This is a genomic window from Nonomuraea monospora (assembly GCF_039531895.1).
Lineage (GTDB): Bacteria > Actinomycetota > Actinomycetes > Streptosporangiales > Streptosporangiaceae > Nonomuraea > Nonomuraea monospora.
On the sequence record NZ_BAAAQX010000024.1, the window covers coordinates 147,388 to 165,920 of the forward strand.

Genomic DNA, 18,533 nt, shown 5'->3' on the forward strand with positions numbered 1-18,533 from the left:
CGGGAAACCGGGAGGACCGCGAAGGTCCTCCCGGTTCCCGTGCGCTGGAGGTCAGGCGGACGCGGCCCGGCTCTCGTGTGCCGGAGGTCAGGCAGAGGCGATCCGGTTCGTCCGGGGTCCGGCGGAGGCGATCCGGTTCGCTGGAGGTCAGGCGGAGGCGGTCTCCTGAACCGGCGGCGTGCCGGAGGAGTCCTGCCGGAACGGTGCGCGCAGCCATGGGAAGGCCGCCGCGCCCAGTGCCGAGGCGGCCAGGGCCACCACGGCGAGCAGCGCGAAGCTGCCGCCGCCCAGCACCTGGTAGGCCGCCGTGGCCGCGATCGGCCCGGCGACCCAGCCGAGGTCGGAAACCATCCCGAACCAACCGAACGCCCATCCCTGACGTCCTTCCCCGAGCCGCCCGATGACCGCCCGCATGTTGACGTAGACCAGCGGCTGCACGGCCATCAGCGCGATGAAGGCCGCGGTGAACACCCCGTACGAGCCGGTCACCCAGGCCAGCGCCAGGGCCGCGGCCTGGACAGCGAAGACCGCCGCGGCCAGGGGGAAGCCGCGTGACAGGCGCACGATCCGGCCGCCCACCCAGGAGAAGACGGCGAAAACGGCCAGCCCGAGGAAGAAGCTGACTGAGACCGCCTGCTCCCCCGCGCCCAGCGGCCCGGTGCCGTGCAGCGGGAACAGCGGCTCCAGTGCCGCGTAGACGGCGTTGTTGGCCAGGTCGAGCACGCCCAGCACGAGGACGAGCGGGATCAGCGGCAGACGGGACAGCCGCTCCGCGCCCTCGGCCGTCGCAGGCGGCCCGCCGCCCGCCGGACTCCGCTCGGCGGTCGCAGGCGGCCCGCCACTCACCGGGCTCACCTTGGGCCGCTCGCCGCGGCGGAAGGCCAGGGCCACCAGGGCGGTGGCGAGCACCGTCAGCAGCGCGCCGCCCGCGAACGCGGACCTGAAGTCGATCACCCCGGACAGCAAGGCGATGAGGCCGGGCCCCACTGTCATCCCCGCCACCGCCGCGGTCCCGAACCAGCCCAGCGTGCGGTCCGAGCCGTGCCCCGACTCGTTCCCGAGCTGCGCGGTGAGCCGGTACAGGGCCGGCATGGCCAGCCCCTCCCCGAGGCCCCAGACGAACCGGCAGGCCACCACCTGGGCGGACGTGGTGGCCAAGGCCAGCGCCGCGGTGGCCAGGGCGGTGACGGCCAGGCCCGCGATCGCGATGGTCCGCCCGCCGATCCGGTCGACGAGCCAGCCGCCGAGGGGCTGGCTGAGCGCCTTGGCCGCGGCGAATCCCGCGAACGCCACGCCGATGAGCACCGCGCTCATCTGGAACAGCGAGTTGAGAGTCGGGACGAACGGGATGAGCACGGTGTAGGCCACGTTCGCCACGCCGACGGCGGTGAGCAGCGCCACCAGCCGTAACCGTACGCCGGCCCGGCCGTTCATCCGGGCCTGCCCAGGAAGTCTCATCCGGGCCTGCCCAGGAAGTCGCCGATGCGGCGGTGCATCTCGGCCAGGCGCTCCGCGTAGTGGGCCCGGCGGCCGGGGGCGAGCGCGTACACCGGGCTCCACAGATCGACCGGCTGGAAGCCGAGGCGCTGTTTGAACTCCAGGTTGCCGCGTCCGAAGTCGACCCACCGGCAGCCGCGGGCGGCGGCCGCCTCGATGGCCTCGTAGATCAGGAAGTAGTAGGGGAAGTGGGTCTTGAGCAGGGTGTAGTCGATGCCGGCGGCCCACAGGATCAGGCAGCCGTCCTGTTCGAAGGACAGCAGCCCGGCGGCCGGCCGCCCGTCGAGGTCCGCGCTGAGCAGCCGGGTGCCCGGCACCTCCAGCAGTGCGCGCAGCGCCGCCTCGCTGTAGAGGGGCGGGGTGCCGTGCCGCTCGGCCGGTTGGCGGGTGAGCCGGGCGAAGGCGGGCAGCACCTGCCCGGCCTCGGTGACGTCCCGGTCGTGGTAGGTCAGCCCGGCCTGCGCGCCGCGCCGGTGGTAGCGCCGCAGCCGGCCCCGGTGGGCGGTGGCCAGCCGTTCGAGGTAGGCGTCCATGCCGTCCGCCAGCCGGAGGCGGCACGTGGCGTCGAGCCGGACGAGGGCGTCCGGCGGCGGCAGCGCCTCCAGCGCCGGTCCTGGCTCCAGGTTGGGGACGACCAGGGCTTCGGCGCCCCACTCCTGGGCCGTCTCCAGGGCTTCCGTCACCGTCCCGGCCGCCACGCGGGCCGTCTCGGGCGCCGGCACCTGGTTGAGCGGGTTGGAGACGGCGTACACGGTGGACAGGTACGCGACCGGCCCGTCCCACACGGGCGGCAGGCCGGCGTCGCCCTCGTACCCGCGCCACAGCGGCGAGTGCGCGACGAGCTGCAACGTCACCGGCACCCCGCCGGCCCGCAGCCGGACGTGGGCGGCGGACGGCTCCACCCCGCCGGCCAGCCAGGCGTCCTGCCAGCTCTCGGTCGCGAAGACCCGCCCGCAGACCGTGCCGGGGTCCGTGATCGTGTTCACGACGGGCCCCTCTCTAGGTGCAGGGGGCAGCGGTCGGCGAGGGGGACGTTGGTGTCCGGCAGCACGTACTGCTTCCACTCGCGCATCTCCGTGTCGCCGTAGGCCAGCTCGACGAGCTGCGGGTGCGGGGGGACGTCGTCCCAGCGGCGCACCCGGTCGTAGATCCGCTGCCGGATGCGCTCACCGCCGGGGTCGTCGCGGTTGGTGCCGAAGAACACCCTCCTGGGCTGGAAGCACATGAGGAAGTGGTCGCCCATGCGCCGGCTGTGGCGCTGGCGGTAGGCGGGGATGCAGGGGAAGACGAACATGGGGTCGCCGGCGAAGCAGAACTCCCACTCGGGGTGGTCGGGGTCGCTGGGGATGTTCGCGGGCCACGGCTCGGGGTCGTGCGCGCGCAACCAGTGCAGGGTGTCCCAGAAACGCCGCTCGTAGGCGGCGAAATCGCGTCCCCCAGTGTCGGGGAAGAACGCGATGAGCAGGTGGCGGCGGCGGGGGTGGGCGCGGGAGAGCGCGATGAAGTCGGCCAGGGTGTGCGACAGCGCGCCGAGGTCGTGCCCTCCGTCCACCCAGGTGTAGCGGATGTGTCCCTGAGCCTCGGCGGTGGTGCCGAAGGAGCAGGGGAACTCCGGGTCGGTGATCACGGCGCGGTAGGCCTCGTACGCCTCCGTCACCCAGCTCTGACAGTCACCGTTCGTCAGGTCCTCCTTGGTGAGCAGGCGTGACCGGCGTTCGGCAAGGGTTCGGCCCATGGCAGGCTCCTTTCAGACGGGCTCACGGATGAGGGGGCAGGACAGGCAGCGGGGGCCGCCGCGCCCCCGGCCCAGCTCGGCCCCCGGCACGGTGACGACCTCGGCCCCGTGGTCGGCGAGGAGTTCGTTGCTGCGCTCGTTGCGCTCGTAGCTGATCACGACGCCCGGCGCGAGCGTCAGGACGTTGTTGCCGTCGTCCCACTGCTCGCGCTCGGCGGCAGGTGCGTCGGCGCTGAGGCTGAGGAACTCGAGGCCCGGCCTGTCCAGCGCGGCGGCCAGGATGTCACGCAGCGGTCCTTCCTGCGCCAGGTCCAGCTCCTGTCCGCGCAGCCGCAGGCGGTGGCCGGTCAGGCGGCCGGCCAGGTGGCTGAAGACGAGGAACCGTTCGGCGTCGACCATGGTCAGGACGGTGTCCAGGTGCATGGTGGCGCGTTCGCGCGGCAGCGGGCAGACGACCACGTCGCGCGCCGTCCCGTCCAGCAGCAGCCGTTCGGCCAGGGCCGCCACGTCCGCGAAGCCGCTGCGCTCGCTGACGCCGATCAGCACGGTCCCGTCCCCGGGCACCAGGATGTCGCCGCCCTCCACGCCGTGCCGCAGCGTCCAGGCGGCCCAGCCGTCCACCTGGGAGAGGCTGTGCAGGCCCGCGTACGCCAGGGAGAGCACGCGCCGCTCCCCCTGCCGGGCGGGCTTGCGCAGGCGGGTCAGGCACAGCCGGTCGTGGATCCAGGCCGAGGAGTCGCGGACGAAGACCAGGTTGGGCAGCGGCGGGAGGAGGAAGTCGGGCCCGGCGATGCGGCGCAGCCAGCCGGGGGCGTCCGGCAGCTCCGCGGGCAGCACGCCCGCGATCAGCACGTCGGCGAGATCCGCCGCCGGCAGCCTGGTCAGCCAGTCGCGTAACGCCCGGTCCGTACGGCGCTCGCCGGTCGCGGCCAGCGACTCCACCAGGCATTCGCGGGCCTGCCCGGTGAGGACGGGCACGAGCAGGTCGGTGAGGTAGACCACCTCCACGCCGTGCTCACGCAGCCGGGCGGTGAACACGTCGTGCTCCAGCCCGGCGCCCGTCGGCCAGGGCACCTCGTCGTAGAGCAGTTCCCGGCAGTTGGCGGGCGTGAGCCGCTCCAGCTCCCGGCCGGGGCGGTGCACGAGCACCTGGCGGAGTCGTCCGATCTCCGACCCCACGCGGGGCCGGTGGTGGTAGCGGGCGCCGGGGGCTTGACCGGTGTCCGGCTCGGGGGGATGCGCCCGGTGAAGGCTCATGGCAGCTCCAGATGCGCCGGCGATGCAAGATGCTTGCGTGCGTCAAGCACATATACCGTCGAAACCGGACACCTAACGCAGAAACGGAATTGGTCAGTGTTTGACCTGGTCGTTAAACTTGCACAGTGAGCCTGCAGCGAGCGGTCAACCTCTACGGGGCCTGCGCACTGGTGGCCGACGACGCCGTCCGCCGCGCGTGGCAGAGCGCGCTGCCCGGCAAGTCCGACTCACTGGTGTCGGCCCTCGTCGCGCTCGCCACGTTCGGTGATCTGTTCGTCGACGAGCTGAGCAGGACGCTGTTCCTCTCCCACTCGGGCGCCACCAGGCTGGTCAACCGGCTGCAGGAGGCGGGCTGGGCGACCCGGCACGCCGGCGACGACGACGCCGACCGGCGCCGCGTCCTGGTCTCCCTCACGCCGGAGGGGCAGCAGGTGGTCGGCGACGTGCTCACCGCCCGGCAGAAGGCGCTCGCCGAGCTGCTGGAGCCGCTCAGCCCGCAGCAGCGCGAGCAGTTGTCCGGCATCCTGGAGACGATCCTGCACGTGCACGGCAGCGACGGGCGCAGCCTGCACACCACCTGCCGGATGTGCGACCACCGGGTGTGCGTGCCGTGCCCGACGCTGGAGGCGCACCGCGCGGCCACCGAGCCGGAAGCCTGACCGCGGCGCGCTCCCCCGCGCTGACGAACTGCGGCGGGAACGCGAAGAAGGGAAAGCGACGGCGCGCCCGGCGGCGAGCGTGTGGAGCACGCCCGCGCCGGGCGAGTGGTTTCAGTCGGCGGGCGGCCAGGCGTCGCCCCAGTCCACGTCGCGGGCCTGGCGGTAGAGGTCACCCTGCCGCTTGGAGACGATCACGTCGCGCAGGCCGTCGCCGTCCGTGCACAGCCGCAGGGAGACGACGCCCTTGCGCTTGTGCGGGTGCCGCAGGACGCGGGCGGCGGGACGCGGCCAGGGGCCGGTGGCGGCGGCCACGTACGAGAATTTCTCGTCCTCGAAGCTGAGCGTGCCCGCCTTGATGCGGCGGTGCAGGGACGTGCGGGGCAGGCGGACGGAGAAGTGGCACCAGTCGCGGCCCGGCTGGATCGGGCAGGCGCCGTCGTGCGGGCAGGGGGCGACGATGGTACGACCCTGCGCGGCGAGCACCTCCCGGGCCGCGGCCACGGTGGCGTGCCCGGCCGGGGTGCCGGGCTCGATGATGATCACCATGGCGGCCCCCTCGGCCAGCCACTTGACGACGCCGGAACGGTCGGGCTCCGGCAGCTCGCCCAGGGCGTACGACATGGTGACCAGGTCGGCGGCGGGGCGGTCGAGGTCGGCGGCGACGGACGCCTGACGCCACGTCGTGCCGCGCAGCGGCTGGGGGCCGCCGCGCGCCAGTCGGCGGCCCAGGTCGATGATGTGGGCGTCGTGCTCGACCACGGCGACCTTCTCGATCGACGGCCAGATCCCGGCCGCGGCCCAGATCGCCGCGCCGGTGCCGCCGCCGGCGTCGAGGTGGCTGCGGGGCTCGAAGCCGGGGGTCAGGGCCGCCGCCTGGCGCATGGCGGTGGAGGCGGCGGCGTACGTGGCGGGCATGCGGTAGGCGGCGTAGGCGGCGATGTCGGCGCGGGAGCGCAGGTGGTTGCCGCCGGTGGAGACGCCCGCGACGCGGTAGCGCTCGGTGATCCTCGCTGCGGAGTCCGACAGCTCCTGCGGGGCGAAGGGGGTCAGGGCCTGGTCGAGGGCGGTTCTGAGGTCATCGGGAAGCATGGCTGTGTTCACCTGACGTGCGAAGTGCGAAGGGAGGACGGAGCTTCGGGGAGCGCGCAAGGTGAAACCGTCCGGCGCCAGGGGCGCGGACATGGAGGCACGCGAAAGGGCTCCTCGAAGGGAGTGGGGAAACGGTCACGCGAGCGACCGCTTCAGGCGAGGAGCATTCGCCCGCCGGCGCGAACCCGACGGCGACCGGCTACAGCGTGCGGCGCCCTCGCCATGAAGCGGTGGCACAGACCTTGGCGAGGCGCATACGAACCCCCATCGAACGCGTGACGACAACCGTGGACATTATCGGCCATGCGGCGTGGTCCGCGGTATCACCCCAGCGGTGCGACTGGGGCGCCGCCGCCGTCACCCGTCCGCGCTTCTCACCCACCGCCCGCCTGGCAGCCGGCGGTGCGGAAGAGCCGCCAGAACGCCAGCGCCGCCTCCTCGGCCGGGCTCTCCTCCGCGACGTGGTGCGCGATCACCCCGACCAGCGCCCCCGCCAGGTACGCGGCGTGCATCCCCACCGGCACGTCGTCCCACCCGGACGGCCGCCGCCCGTCGGCGAAGCGCTGGGTGAGCTCGGCCGTCAGCCGCTCGCGCATGCGGGCGCCGAAGCGGGCGCTGCCGTGGGATCCGAGCATGCGCCGGTACAACTGCGCGTTGACCTCCACGTGCCGGAACAGCTCGACGAGCGGGCCGGGCGCCCGGTCGCGCGGCGCGTCGAGCGGGCACAGGGCGGCGGCGCCTGCGACGGCCGCGACGGCGTCCTCCATGGCGTCGGTGACCAGCGAGTCGACGTCGGGGTAGTGCAGGTAGATCGTCGCCCGGTTCACCTCGGCCCGCTTGGCCAGCGCGGACATCGTGATGGTGGCCAGTTCCTGCTGCACGGCCAACTCCAGCATGGCCGCCTTGAGACGGGCGCGCGTGCGCTGGGCGCGCGGATCTTCGGGGTTCACGCCTCCACTATACGACAAGCGACGCATATGCGACATGTGTTGACTAATCAACATCTGTCGCATACCTTATGGGCATGAAAGTGGAGATTTGGGCGGACGTCGTCTGCGGATGGGCTCACATCGGGAAGCGCCGGATGGAGAAGGCGCTGGCCTCCTGGTCCGGGGAGCCGGTCGAGGTGGTCTGGCGGCCGTACCAGATCGACCCTTCCGCGCCCGTGCGCGCCGTCCCCATGTCGGAAATGCTGCAGGACCCTGTGGCTGACGAGGCGCTGCGCGCCTGCGCGCCGGGGCTGTCCCCGGCCGAGAACCGGGCGCGGGTGGCCGACGTGGCCGCCGCCGAGGGGCTCGGCGAGCAGTGGGGCTCCGGCTGGCGGGCGGGCACGCTGGAGGCGCACCGGCTGATCGCGCTGGCGTACGAGAAGGGCGGGGCCGAGCTGCAGGAGCGCGTGGTGGAGCGGATCCTGCACGCGCACTTCGTGGACGTCCAGGACATCAGCGACCTCGCCGTCCTGACCTCCATCGCCGCCGCGACCGGCCTGGCGGAGGAGGCCGGCTACACCGGCGAGCCCGCGCTGGAGACCCTGCCGGGCGCGGAGCACGTGCGTGAGCTGCTGCTCGTCGGCAAGGCCAAGGGCGTGCGCACCTCGCCGACGATCGTGGCGAACGGGCTCGCGCTGGAGGGCGCGCAGCCGCCGGAGACGCTGCGCGAGTTCCTGGAGGACGCCGCGCGGCACACGCCCCGGCGGCTGCCCGCCGAGGTGGAACGGCTGCGGCACGCGGAGTCGCTGCTCGACCAGCGCGACCCGCTCGGCGCGCTGACGCTGCTGCGGCCCCTGCTGGCGGAGCACGGCGACGACCGGGGTGTGCGGCTGCTGGCCGCGCGGGCGTACTTCGCCTCGGCGCAGCTCAACCGGGCGCGCACCACGCTGGAGTCGCTGGTGGCCGAGTCGCCGGACGACTCCTACGCCCGCCACCTCCTGGGCCGCACCCTCCAGCGCCAGGGCCGGCACGAGGAGGCCGCCTCCCACCTCACCCTGGCCGCGGTCATGACCCCCGACTACGCCTGATCCCGCGACCCCGGCGGCGGGCACGGTCGTGTTCGTGCACGCGGGGTGGTCGAGATGCGCATATGGCACCACCAGACGTCTTCCAGGGGGCGGTGAGCGGGTCTCGGCCATCATCGGTGGTCTATTGAGGGAAAAGTCGGTGTGGCGCTGCTGGAAGCGTCAAGATCGCTACGTATAGTGATGGCCGATGGCACTCCGTGATTACAGGGGGAGATCATGAGAAAGAGCCTCACCGCCGCCGGTGGTGCGCTGCTCGCCGCGGCCGTACTGTTCGGGACGGCCGGCTCCGTGGCCGCCGACGAGGGCAAGGACTGGGTCTGGTCCGAGCACTGGGCCAAGCACCCGCAGCACTGCGGTCTCGGCATGAACGACGACTCGACTTACCAGCACGTCACCAAGCACGGCGTCTTCGCCGGCACCCGCGACGCCGACGTCTGCAAGAAGTTCGAGTCCAAGGACTACAGGGAGCACTGGTCTGGCGACGACGACGATGACGGCGACGACGACGGTGACGACGGCGACGCCATCGACTAACGAAAGCTGAGCTTTCGGCACACGGCTGTCCCGGTGCCCGCCTCGCGCGGGCCCGGGACAGCCGCCGTTCGGGACCCTTTTCCCCTCCCGCCTGCCGCCGTTCGCATGATCCACCCGGCTGATAGCCTTATGGCGTAAGGCATTGTCCGGCCCCCAGGAGCTGCGCGTTGGTCGTCTTCGCAGGTCAGGGTGACGCGCGGCGGTCGATGGCGCTGTTGTGGCGCAGCGGCGAGGAGCCGGGCGAGGTGCGTCCCGGCCCGAAGCCGGGGCTGAGCGTGGACGTGATCGTCGAGGCCGCGATCGAGGTGGCCGACAGCGAGGGCATGGCGGCCCTGTCGATGCGCAAGGTCGGCGAACGGCTCGGCCGCACGGGCATGGCGCTCTACACGTACGTGCCGAACAAGGGCGAATTGATCGACCTGATGTACGACCGCGTACTGGCCGAGCTACCCGCCTCCTACGACGCGAGCGCGGGCTGGCGCCCGGCCGTGGCCCGCTGGGCCGAGCACACGCTGGCCTTCTACCTGCGGCATCCGTGGGTGCTGCAGGTGTCGCAGGCCCGGCCGGTGCTGGGGCCCAACGAGTTCGCGACGCTGGAGAGCCTGGTGGCGATCCTGCGCGGGACCGGGCTGGGGCCGCGCAGGACACGCGGGGTGGTGGCGCTGCTGCTCGACTTCGTCCGGGGCGCGGCCAGGACGGTGTCGGAGTCGCGGCTGGCGCCGTCCGCGACCGGGGTGTCCGACGAGGAGTGGTGGCGGACGCGCTCGCACCTGCTGGAGGAGGTGGCCCCGGGGGTCACCGACCGTTATCCGATGGTGGCGTGGGTGGAGTCGGCGGACGACGGCGAGCCCGGCGCGGCCGACGACACCTTCGCGAGCGGCCTGGACGTGCTGCTCGACGGCATCGAGGCAGCCGTCTCGAAGAAGTGGCCGGGGTCAGCTTCTGGCTGACAGGCGGGCCGCCAGTTCGGCCTCGTCGCGTACGAACCAGAGCTGTCCGCCCCGGTTGGCCTCGATGATCCAGGCGCGCACCGCGTTGCCCGCGGCGGCGTGGTGGTCGGTGTCGCCCACGATGGCCAGCCCGATGCGGTAGTTGGCGAACTTCTGGGTGATCTCGCCTGCCACGCCGGTGCTCAGCTTGAAGAAGTCGCCGGGCAGGCGCTCGATGGGGACGGCCACCCAGGGGACGTGGTGTCCCCACGCTTCTGCGATGAGGTCGAGGACGTCGGCGGTGGTGTTCAGCGGCTCGCCGGCCGCGTAGTGGTAGCCGTCAGGCATGGGTGCTCTCCAGGAAGTGCATGATCTGTTGGGTTTGCGGGGGCAGGAGGTGGCCGGTGCCGGGCAGGACGCGCACGTCGGCCGTGGGGGTGGTGCGGGCCAGGCGGCGCCGGGTGGCCCGGGTGTCGAGCAGGGCGTCGCGGTCGCCGGCGATGACCAGCATGGGCATGGTGAGACGGCGCAGTTCGTCGTCGGGGAAGACCGGGAGCCTGCCGTGACGCGGCCGGTAGTGCCGGTGGATCAGCAACGCGAACGCCGCCAGGTCACCGAAGGAGTCGGCGCTGTCAGCGGTGGCGGCGGAGTCGGGGCTGTCGGCGCTGTCAGCGGCGTCGGCGCTGTCAGGAGAGGGCGCGGTGCCGTCCAGGCCGAGCGCGGCTGCCTGCGGGCCCAGGATTCGGCGCATCGCGCGGTGGCGCCCCGCCTCTCCGCCCAGCACGAGCAGCGGCAACGCCCGCAGCAACGGCAGCACCCGCCGCCCCCCGATCCCGCTCGGGCACATGAGGGCGAGCCGTTCGACCCGCTCGGGCCACCGGGTCGCGTACGCCAGCGCCATCCAGCCGCCCAGCGACACCGCGGCGATCGAGACCCGCCCCGCGCCGAGCCCGGACACCACCTCGCCGAGCCAACCGGCGTAGGCGCCGGGCCGCAGCGGAGGGCGGGACGGCGCGCTCAGCCCGGGCTCGCCGACAAGGTCCACGGCGTGGACGCGGAACCGCCGCGCCCAGGTGGCGACGTCGCCCAGCCACATGGCGCTGGTGCTGGCCGACCCGTGCAGGAGCAGCAGCGTCGGCGCCCCGGCGGGCCCGCACGTGACGGCGAACGTCTCCCCCAGCGCGGTCGGCACGCGCACCTGCTCGTACGGCACCGGCCAGCGCCCCAGCAGCTCACGGTAGTGGCGTTCGACGGCCGCCGCGCCCTCGGGTGAGGAGTAGAGGCCGCCCATCAGTCCCGCACCAGTGCGTCGATGATCCGCAGCACCTGGGCGCTCTCCTCCAGCCCGCCCAGCACGATGATCTTGAGGTGCTCGCGTTCCTCGTCGTAGACGAACTGCACGCTCAGCCCGTGCGGCCGGCCCGCCAGCGAGCCCGTGACCATGGTGCTGACGCGGTCGAGGTCGGCCCTGGCGATGCCGTCGACCTGCACGATGCTGGACACCTCGGCGTGGCGCGGCCTGGCGGGCGCGGCGGCGGGCAGGCCGGTGAACGCCGCGAGGTCCGCCTTGGCGATGCGGTACTGCTTGCCGATCCGCACGGCGGGCAACCGCCCGTCCCGTACGTATTTGCGCACGGTCTTGACGTGCAGCCCGAGCAGGCCGGCCACCTGCTCAACGGTGTATTGCTCCATAACACTCCCTATTCTGCCCTACGAAGGGAGTGATAGGGAACGTTCAGGCATGCGCTCCGACGGTGACCGGGCCGATCGTGAGGCGCGGGCGGCCCTCCAGCACCTCGCCCACCCGCTCCACCTGCTCCTCCAGCTCACCGAGTTGCGCCGTCGTGAGGTCGCGCAGCGGCTCGACCGTGACGTCGATCCGGCTGCCCGAGCGCCGCTGGTGCCAGACGCCCGCCACCTCCCCGTCCACGAGCAGCACCGGGTAGTTGCCCGCCTGCCCGCCCGCCAGGGCCCGCTCGGCCGCGGCTCCGGCGTACAGCAGCTCGCGGGGCCGCCCCGCGACCACGTACGCGTCGAAGTAGGGCAGCAGCCGCACACCCCTGGGCGGCTCGGCGAGCATGCCGGTGTCGCCCGCGAGCAACCAGCACGGGCGCCCCTCCAGCCGGACCTCCTCCAGCTCGACCTCCTTGAACGCCGCGTTCGCCCACCCGATGGTGCCGCCCGCCCACTGCGCGAACTCGGCGGGCGTGGCGGGCCCGTACGCCCAGAGGTAGTTCCTGGCCAGCCAGGCGGGGCCGTCCGTCGCGGGCGGCGTGTCCGGCGGGGCGGTGTAGGTGACCTTGCGCCCGCGGCCCGCCCCGAAGACGAACGCGCCCCGGTGCGCCGCCAGGTGCATGACCTGCCGCCAGCGCGGCCAGTAGGTCTGGAAGGCGGGCATGACCAGGTCGCCCGCCCACGGCCCGGTGGCCGAGACGACCGCCTCGCTCAGCTCGTCCATGGTCAGCTCGGCGCCCTTGACCGCCTCGCCGATGGCCGCCACGACCTGGCCGGTCTGCTCGTCCGTCATCCGCATGTACGCCGGGGCGGGCCTGACGGGGAGCGTGGACAGGGCGCTCACCCAGCTCGGCAGGTCGCGGGCGGGCAGCAGGTGCACGGTGCCGCGCGGGCCGTGCGTCTTGACCAGGCCGCGTTCCTTCCACAGCGCCTCGCGCACGTGGACGCGGGTGACGCCGCCGAGCCGCAGCCCGACGGACAGCTCGGCGGCGGACATCACCTGGGCATGCGCCCCGCACATGGCGGCCACCGTCCCCTCCGTGCCCCCGTCAGGACCATGCGGGGTGGCGAGCCCGGCGCGCTCCAGCCGCCGGGCGCTGACCTGCGGCCACGACAGTTCGATCACGTGTGTTGCCTCTCATCCGTCCGTCGCCACCCAGGCTAGAGGGCAATGCGGAAAGCCCCGTTCCGCAAGAACGAATGCCATGAAAGTGGACGACAAGTGATCTTCCAGTCGCCCCCACTAATCTCACCGTTCATGATCCGCCTCAGCCCCGCCCTAGGGCCGCTCACCCCCCGTCAACGCTGGCGAAGGGCCCGCCTCCAGGCCTACTCCTGGACCCTCACCGGCGCGTACCGTCTGGGCGCCCTGCACCCCGCCATCTGGCGCATGGTCGCCCGCGGCTACCACCCCGCGCTCGACCGGGTGGCGGCCAGGCACGCCAGGGTGGCCTGCCAGTTCGCGGCCGTGGACGTCCCCGCCTACCGCCACTTCCTGCACGCGCACGGCGCGGAGCGGGCCCGCCGGCTGGCCGACTTCCCGGAGACGACGAAGCAGAACTACGCCGGAGCCTACGACGAGGCGAGCCGCTGCCAGGAGGGCAGGCTGCACCGGCCCGGCGTGATCGTGGACGAGTCGTCCGGTTCGAGCGGCAAGCCGTACAACTGGGTGCGCGGGCCGCGCGAGCTGAAGGGCATCTACCGCAACGCCGCCGGGTACATCGAGCTGGTCTTCCCCGGCGACCGGCTGTTCGTGATCAACGCGTACTCGATGGGCGCCTGGGCGACCGGCACGACCACCGGCGCGGCCATGGCGCGCATCGCCATGGTCAAGAACACCGGCCCCGACCTGGAGAAGATCGCCGACACGCTGGCGCACTTCGGGCCCGGCTACGACTACGTGGTGGCGGCGTACCCGCCGTTCCTCAAGCACCTGCGCGACCGCCTCGACGAGGCGGGCTTCCCGTGGCAGGAGTACCGCATCCGGGGCATGGTCGGCGGCGAGGGCATGACGGAGGCGCTGCGCGACTACCTGGAGGAGCGCTTCGAGGAGGTGCGCTCGGGTTACGGCGCGAGCGACCTGACGATCGGGATGGGCGCGGAGAGCGGCTTCAGCGTACGGCTGCGCAAGCGCCTGGCCACCGACCAGCGGCTGCGCGACGCCCTGCTCGGCCCCGGCGAGCAACGACTGCCGATGATCTTCCACTACAACCCGCTGGAGACGTTCCTGGAGGTGAACGACGACGGCGAGCTGCTGTGCACGCTGAACACCAAGAGCTGCCTGCAGCCCAAGCTGCGTTACAACGTCGGCGACGAGGCCAGGCTGCGCACGCTGGCCGACGTGCGGCGGGCGCTGGGCGACGACGACTACGCGGCCATGTGGACCGACGAGCGGATGAACCTGCCGCTGCTGTTCCTGTTCGGCCGCAAGGACTCGACGATCTCCTACATGGGGGCCAACCTCTACCCGCAGGACGTCGAGTACGGCCTCTACCAGGGCAACCCGTACGCCGCCGCGATCAACCGCTTCTGCCTGTCGCTGGAGGAGCTGCCCGGCCTGGAGTACCGGCCGGTGATCAACCTGGAGGTCCGCGGCGAGGTGGACGAGCAGGCGCTGGCCGACATCTGCCGCAAGGGCGTCGTGGCGCACCTGAGCGCCGTCTCCCGCGACTTCGCCGAGTCGCTCAAGGAGGACCCGACGGCCGCCGACCTGCGGATCAAGGTGTTCGCGCTCGGCGAGGGGCCGTTCGCGCGGCTGACGAAGATGAAGAACGTCTATCTGGTGAAGGACGCATGAGAACCCAGGATTTCAGCAGGACGCCGCCGCAGGGGCAGGCGACGGCGATGTTCGTCGGGGCGACCCGTTACCGGGGGCCGCTGTCGATCCTGACGCTCACGCTGACGTGGTTCCGGATGGTGCGCGACATGAAGCGCATGCGCGGCTACCGCTGGCACAAGGTCTACTGGGAGTTCCCGTTCACGCTGGGCACCCTGGCCTTCTTCGAGGACCGCGACGCGCTGCTGCGCTTCGCCCGCAGCCGCCACCACCGCAGGCTCATGCGGTGGGTGACCGACGGCACCAGGAACGCCACCGGCGGCTACATCCGGCTCTACAACGCCGAGCCCGAGGGGTACAGCAACGGGATCTGGCGGGCCGAGGGCGGCCCGATGGCGCACATCGAGCACTTCACCCCGCTGTCCACCGAGAAGGGCGACGGCCCTGCGGTGAGGCGCGGGTGATCCCCGTCGAGACCGGCCGTGACCTGCGCGACTTCCTCGCCTTCGGCGACCGCCTGTACGCGGGCGAGCACCGTTTCGTGCCTCCCCTGCGCGCCACGGTGCGCGGGTGGCACCGGCGTGGCGTGCGGCTGTTCCTGCTGCGGCGGGGCGGGCGGGTGGTCGCGCGGACGACGCTGCACACGGACGCCGCGCTGGACGCCAAGCTGGGGCGGAGCACGCAGTTGTTCGGGCTGACGGAGTTCGAGCAGGAGGCGGCAGGAGAGCTGTTCGACGCGATCTGCGCGGCGGGGCGGGCGGCCGGGAGGCAGTCGGTGTTCGGGCCGGTTTCGCTGCTGCCCAACCAGGCGGGCGGGGTGATCACCTCGGGGTTCGGGGAGCGCGGGTTCATCGACAGCGCCTGGAACAGGCCGTATTATCCGGCCGCCTACGAGGCGTACGGGTTCGGCCGCCGCTTCGAGTCCGACACGTGGATCTGCCCGGTGCCCGACAAGCCGGTGTTCGACTTCGACGACGCGCGGTTCCGCGCCGAGGAGCTGCGGGTGCACCGCGGCGACCGGCGGCGGGTGCGCGAGCAGCTCCCGATCCTGCGGGAGATGCTGAACGCGAGCTTCGCGCAGCTCGGCTACTACACCGAGATCTCGGCGCAGCAGCTCGCCGAGCAGACGGACGGGCTGGCGTACCTGCTGGACGAGGCGCTGCTGCTGTACCTGACGAAGGCGGGCCGGCCGATCGCGTTCGTGCTGTGCCTGCCCGACATCTCCGAGTTCGTCGCGAGGATCCGCGGGAACCTGCACCTCTTCCACCAGCTCCGGCTGCTCGCCACCCGCTCCCGCCACCGCCGCGAGGCCGTGCTCATCGTCAAGGGCACGGTCCCGGACGAGCAGGGCCGCGGCTACATGCGGCTGCTCTCCCGCGAGCTGCACGAGGGGCTGCGGCGCGGCGGCTACCACACGCTGCGCAGCACGTACGTGGAGCGCGCCAACCCCGGCTCGGCCGCCCAGTACACCGCGATGGGCGGCAGGCCGCTGCACGGCTACACCTTCTACGACAAGGATCTCGGTTGAGACAGCTCCGGGCGCTGGAGCCCGACTTCTGGCGCGCGCCCAGCGCGCACAACACCCAGCCGTGGACGCTCACCTACACCGACGGTCAGGCGGCCGTCGGCTGGGACCCGGCCAGGGCGCTGCCCATCAGCGACCCGACGGGCCGTGACCTGCGGCTCAGCCTGGGGGCGTTCGTCGAGTGCTGCCTGATCGTGTGCGCGGACGCGGGCCTGTCCGTCGCCTTCCGCCCCGACCCCGGGCCGCTGCGGGCGGGCTACCTGTACGGGGCGGAGGAGCCGTACGCGACGCCGTTCACCACGGCGGACGTGCGCGCCCGTGGCGCCAACCGCGGCGAGTACCACCCGGGAGGGCTGCCCGACGAGGTGGCCGGCGCGCTGGAGTGGACGCGCCGGCTGCCCTGCCGCGACCTGGCGGACCTGCTGCACGCCGCGGACCTGCGCCAGTTCGGCGACCGGGAGGTGACGCGGGAGCTGCGCGCCTGGCTGCGGCTGACCAGGCGGCACCGCCGCTACTTCCTCGACGGCCTCAGCGACCGCGCCCTGGCGCTCACCGCGCTGGAGGCGCTCGGGCTGCGCGCCTCGCTCGCCCTCTACCCGGCGCTGCGCCGGCTGGGCCTGCCCCGGGTGCTGGCCGGGGCGTCGCGCGGGCTGCTCGACTACGACGGCGACGTGCTGGTGCTGGTGGGGCCGCCGGACGAGGAGTTCGAGGCGGGACGGCTGCTGATGCGGCACTGGCTGACCCTTTCCGGGCTCGGCTACACCACGCACCCGCTGAGCCAGATCATCGACTGCGAGCCGACCCGGCGCGAGCTGGCCCGGCGCCTCGGCGTGGCAGACCCGCGCGCGCTGCTGCACGTGGCGCGGGTGGGACGGCCGCGCGCGCCCGCCACCCCGTCCGCACGGCTGCGGGCCTGACCCCATGACTGTGGCGACAAGGAGAGTCAAGAAGGGGGAACGTCACTGGTGAAGGACGAGTGACCGGCCCCCGGCGCGTCAGGCCGGCCGCTCCCCATGGCCGGGAGGTGGGCTTGGACGTCGCCCTGCTGCTCCTGTCGGGCATCGTGGCCCTGTTCACCGCCATCACCGTCCACGACCTGCGGCGCGAGCGGCGCACCTGGGACGACGGCGTCCCGGCCCGCGACGGGCCGCCGCTGACGGCGTACGAGCTGGCCTGCCTGGCGGGCGGCTCGGGGCGGGTCGCCGAGCTGGCCGTCGCCCTGCTCGCCGGGAACGGCACGATCCGGCTCTCGCTCAGCGGTCACGCGCACCGCACGGTGTCGCCGCTGTCGGGTGCGCGGCATCCCGTCGAGCGGACGGTGCTGGCGTTCGTCCGCGGGCGGCGCGGCGCGTACCTGTACGAGATCAAGCGGGAGCTGCGGCGCAGCCCCGCGATGACCGAGCTGGAAGATCTCCTGACGCGGCTCGGCATGCTCGTCCCCGACGGCCCCGGCTTCGTCACCGACCTGCTGCTGTGGCTGCGGCGGCTGCGGGCGGCCACGCTGGCGTGCGCGCTGCTGGAGGTGGCCGCGATGTTCGTGCAGCGGACGTACTGGATCGCGGTGATCGGGCTGGCCGTGCTGACGTTCACGCGGGTGGGCGCGCAGTGCGAGCTGCGGTGGTGGGCCGGGGGCGGCACCACGCGGCCCACCACGGCGTGGGCGCGGCGGGAGCTCGGACGGGCCCGCGACCGGCACCCGCGCGGCGGCCTGTCCGGGGACATGGCGGCGTCGATGGCGGTGTCGATGGCGGTGTCGATCGCGTTGTACGGGCTGTCGGAGCTGCGGGATCCGCTCATGCTGGCGGCGATCTACCGCCTGGAGCCGGGCCAGGGCGGCTGACCGGCTCACACCACCGCGACCTCGGTGGCGGGCGCCGGCTCGTCCGGCATCGCGACGGGGACGCGTTCCGCGGTGGCGGGCGCCGGCTCGTCCGGCATCGCGACGGGGACGCGTTGCGCGCGGGCGGCCCAGCGGCCGTCGTCGCTGCGCACGAGGCGTACCGGATGGTCGAAGCAGGCGCTGACCAGCTCGCTCGTCAGCACCTCCCCGACCGGCCCGCCCGCCAGGCACCGCCCGTCGCGCAGCAGCATGGCGTGCGTGGTGGTGGCGGGCAGCTCCTCCAGGTGGTGCGTGACCAGCACGGTGGCCAGCGCGGCGTGCCTGGCGCGGAGCGCGTCGATGCTGGCCAGCAACTGCTCGCGGGCGGCCAGATCGAGCCCGGTCGCCGGCTCGTCGAGCAGCAGCAGCCGGGGCTGCGGCATGAGCGCGCGGGCGATGAGCGCCCGCCCGCGCTCCCCCTGCGACAGGGTGGCCCAGGTGGCCCGCGCCCGGTGGCTGATCCCGAGCATGGCGATGAGCCGGTCGGCCCGCTCGGACTCCTGCCCGGTGGGCGTCCAGCGGGGGACGGGCGCGGCGGTGTTGGTCAGCCCGGTCAGCACCACGTCGCGGACGCGCAGCGGCCCGTCGGGGGTGTGGCGGGGGTTGATGTGCCCCAGGTACGAGCGCAGCTCGCGCACGTCCACCCGGCCCATCGTCCGGCCGAGCACCTCGACCACGCCCCGGCTGGGGTGGGTGACGGCGCCGAGCAGGCTGAGCAGGGTGCTCTTGCCCGCGCCGTTCGCCCCGAGCAGCGCCCAGTGCTCGCCGGGGTTGACGGTGAGGGAGATGTCCTGGAGCAGGTGGCGTCCGTCGCGGACGAGGTCGACGCCGCGGGCCCGCAACACGGGGACGTCGTCGGCGGGGCGCGAGACAACGGTCATGCGCCCGAACTTATCAGATCC

Annotated in this window: 20 protein-coding genes; 9 read left to right on the forward strand and 11 right to left on the reverse strand. The window is 73.1% G+C overall.

From position 1 onward, the window contains the following. Positions 1–147 precede the first annotated feature (147 nt). The 4 genes from ABD331_RS37570 to ABD331_RS37585 are packed head-to-tail and all read right to left on the reverse strand — an operon-like array spanning position 148 to position 4,489. On the reverse strand, positions 148–1,458 hold the full coding sequence (locus tag ABD331_RS37570; protein ID WP_344486020.1) for an MFS transporter: 1,311 nt from the start codon (positions 1,456–1,458) through the stop codon (positions 148–150). Beyond that, positions 1,455–2,483, reverse strand: a complete 1,029-nt coding sequence (locus ABD331_RS37575) for a GNAT family N-acetyltransferase (RefSeq protein ID WP_344486023.1) — start codon at positions 2,481–2,483, stop codon at positions 1,455–1,457. The genes ABD331_RS37570 and ABD331_RS37575 overlap by 4 nt, the downstream gene beginning before the upstream one ends. Next, positions 2,480–3,232, reverse strand: coding sequence for a YqcI/YcgG family protein (locus ABD331_RS37580; protein ID WP_344486026.1), 753 nt, complete (start codon positions 3,230–3,232; stop codon positions 2,480–2,482). The genes ABD331_RS37575 and ABD331_RS37580 overlap by 4 nt, the downstream gene beginning before the upstream one ends. Before the next feature lie 12 nt (positions 3,233–3,244). After that, positions 3,245–4,489, reverse strand: a complete 1,245-nt coding sequence (locus tag ABD331_RS37585; protein WP_344486029.1) for an arginine deiminase — start codon at positions 4,487–4,489, stop codon at positions 3,245–3,247. 125 nt (positions 4,490–4,614) lie between these two features. Here ABD331_RS37585 and ABD331_RS37590 point away from each other — a divergent pair, with 125 nt between their 5' ends. Then, positions 4,615–5,148, forward strand: a complete 534-nt coding sequence (locus tag ABD331_RS37590; RefSeq protein WP_344486032.1) for a MarR family winged helix-turn-helix transcriptional regulator — start codon at positions 4,615–4,617, stop codon at positions 5,146–5,148. A gap of 111 nt (positions 5,149–5,259) precedes the next feature. Here the strand turns inward: ABD331_RS37590 and ABD331_RS37595 are convergent, their stop codons facing one another. Further along, positions 5,260–6,237, reverse strand: coding sequence for a small ribosomal subunit Rsm22 family protein (locus ABD331_RS37595; protein ID WP_344486035.1), 978 nt, complete (start codon positions 6,235–6,237; stop codon positions 5,260–5,262). A gap of 374 nt (positions 6,238–6,611) precedes the next feature. Beyond that, the gene (locus ABD331_RS37600; RefSeq protein WP_344486039.1) at positions 6,612–7,187 is read right to left on the reverse strand and encodes a TetR/AcrR family transcriptional regulator; all 576 of its coding nucleotides are present in this window, start codon (positions 7,185–7,187) and stop codon (positions 6,612–6,614) included. Positions 7,188–7,261: 74 nt separating this feature from the next. Here ABD331_RS37600 and ABD331_RS37605 point away from each other — a divergent pair, with 74 nt between their 5' ends. The 3 genes from ABD331_RS37605 to ABD331_RS37615 all read left to right on the forward strand — a co-directional run bounded on the left by ABD331_RS37605 (position 7,262) and on the right by ABD331_RS37615 (position 9,738). Next, a complete protein-coding gene (locus tag ABD331_RS37605; protein WP_344486042.1) occupies positions 7,262–8,254 on the forward strand; it encodes a DsbA family protein in 993 nt (330 codons plus the stop codon). A 216-nt stretch (positions 8,255–8,470) separates the two neighbouring features. After that, entirely contained in the window at positions 8,471–8,788 is a 318-nt protein-coding gene (locus ABD331_RS37610) for a hypothetical protein (protein ID WP_344486045.1), read from the forward strand. 167 nt (positions 8,789–8,955) lie between these two features. Then, positions 8,956–9,738, forward strand: coding sequence for a TetR/AcrR family transcriptional regulator (locus ABD331_RS37615; RefSeq protein ID WP_344486048.1), 783 nt, complete (start codon positions 8,956–8,958; stop codon positions 9,736–9,738). Here the strand turns inward: ABD331_RS37615 and ABD331_RS37620 are convergent. Genes ABD331_RS37620 through ABD331_RS37635 form a run of 4 tightly spaced genes read right to left on the reverse strand, consistent with a single transcriptional unit; the run spans position 9,724 to position 12,577 of the window. Continuing rightward, the gene (locus ABD331_RS37620) at positions 9,724–10,065 is read right to left on the reverse strand and encodes a DUF4180 domain-containing protein (RefSeq protein ID WP_344486051.1); all 342 of its coding nucleotides are present in this window, start codon (positions 10,063–10,065) and stop codon (positions 9,724–9,726) included. The genes ABD331_RS37615 and ABD331_RS37620 overlap by 15 nt on opposite strands. Beyond that, positions 10,058–11,008, reverse strand: a complete 951-nt coding sequence (locus ABD331_RS37625; protein WP_344486054.1) for an alpha/beta fold hydrolase — start codon at positions 11,006–11,008, stop codon at positions 10,058–10,060. Before ABD331_RS37625 ends, ABD331_RS37620 begins: the two co-directional genes overlap by 8 nt. Then, positions 11,008–11,409 (reverse strand): helix-turn-helix domain-containing protein, encoded by a 402-nt coding sequence (locus ABD331_RS37630; protein WP_344486057.1) that lies wholly within the window; start codon positions 11,407–11,409, stop codon positions 11,008–11,010. Before ABD331_RS37630 ends, ABD331_RS37625 begins: the two co-directional genes overlap by 1 nt. Positions 11,410–11,452: 43 nt before the next feature. Further along, positions 11,453–12,577, reverse strand: a complete 1,125-nt coding sequence (locus ABD331_RS37635) for a winged helix DNA-binding domain-containing protein (protein WP_344486060.1) — start codon at positions 12,575–12,577, stop codon at positions 11,453–11,455. 132 nt (positions 12,578–12,709) lie between these two features. On the opposite strand from ABD331_RS37635, the gene ABD331_RS37640 reads away from it, so the two are divergent. The 5 genes from ABD331_RS37640 to ABD331_RS37660 all read left to right on the forward strand — a co-directional run bounded on the left by ABD331_RS37640 (position 12,710) and on the right by ABD331_RS37660 (position 17,592). Then, positions 12,710–14,248 (forward strand): phenylacetate--CoA ligase family protein, encoded by a 1,539-nt coding sequence (locus ABD331_RS37640; RefSeq protein WP_344486063.1) that lies wholly within the window; start codon positions 12,710–12,712, stop codon positions 14,246–14,248. Next, positions 14,245–14,691, forward strand: coding sequence for a DUF4188 domain-containing protein (locus ABD331_RS37645; RefSeq protein WP_344486066.1), 447 nt, complete (start codon positions 14,245–14,247; stop codon positions 14,689–14,691). The genes ABD331_RS37640 and ABD331_RS37645 overlap by 4 nt, the downstream gene beginning before the upstream one ends. Further along, positions 14,688–15,755 (forward strand): hypothetical protein, encoded by a 1,068-nt coding sequence (locus ABD331_RS37650; RefSeq protein WP_344486069.1) that lies wholly within the window; start codon positions 14,688–14,690, stop codon positions 15,753–15,755. The genes ABD331_RS37645 and ABD331_RS37650 overlap by 4 nt, the downstream gene beginning before the upstream one ends. After that, positions 15,752–16,669 carry a hypothetical protein gene (locus ABD331_RS37655; RefSeq protein WP_344486072.1) on the forward strand — a complete coding sequence of 306 codons (918 nt, stop codon included), beginning with the start codon at positions 15,752–15,754 and terminating at the stop codon, positions 16,667–16,669. Before ABD331_RS37650 ends, ABD331_RS37655 begins: the two co-directional genes overlap by 4 nt. Before the next feature lie 113 nt (positions 16,670–16,782). Then, positions 16,783–17,592, forward strand: a complete 810-nt coding sequence (locus tag ABD331_RS37660; RefSeq protein ID WP_344486075.1) for a TIGR04222 domain-containing membrane protein — start codon at positions 16,783–16,785, stop codon at positions 17,590–17,592. A gap of 5 nt (positions 17,593–17,597) precedes the next feature. Here the strand turns inward: ABD331_RS37660 and ABD331_RS37665 are convergent, their stop codons facing one another. Further along, complete coding sequence (locus ABD331_RS37665) at positions 17,598–18,512, reverse strand: ABC transporter ATP-binding protein (protein WP_344486078.1); 915 nt, start codon at positions 18,510–18,512, stop codon at positions 17,598–17,600. Positions 18,513–18,533 lie beyond the last annotated feature (21 nt).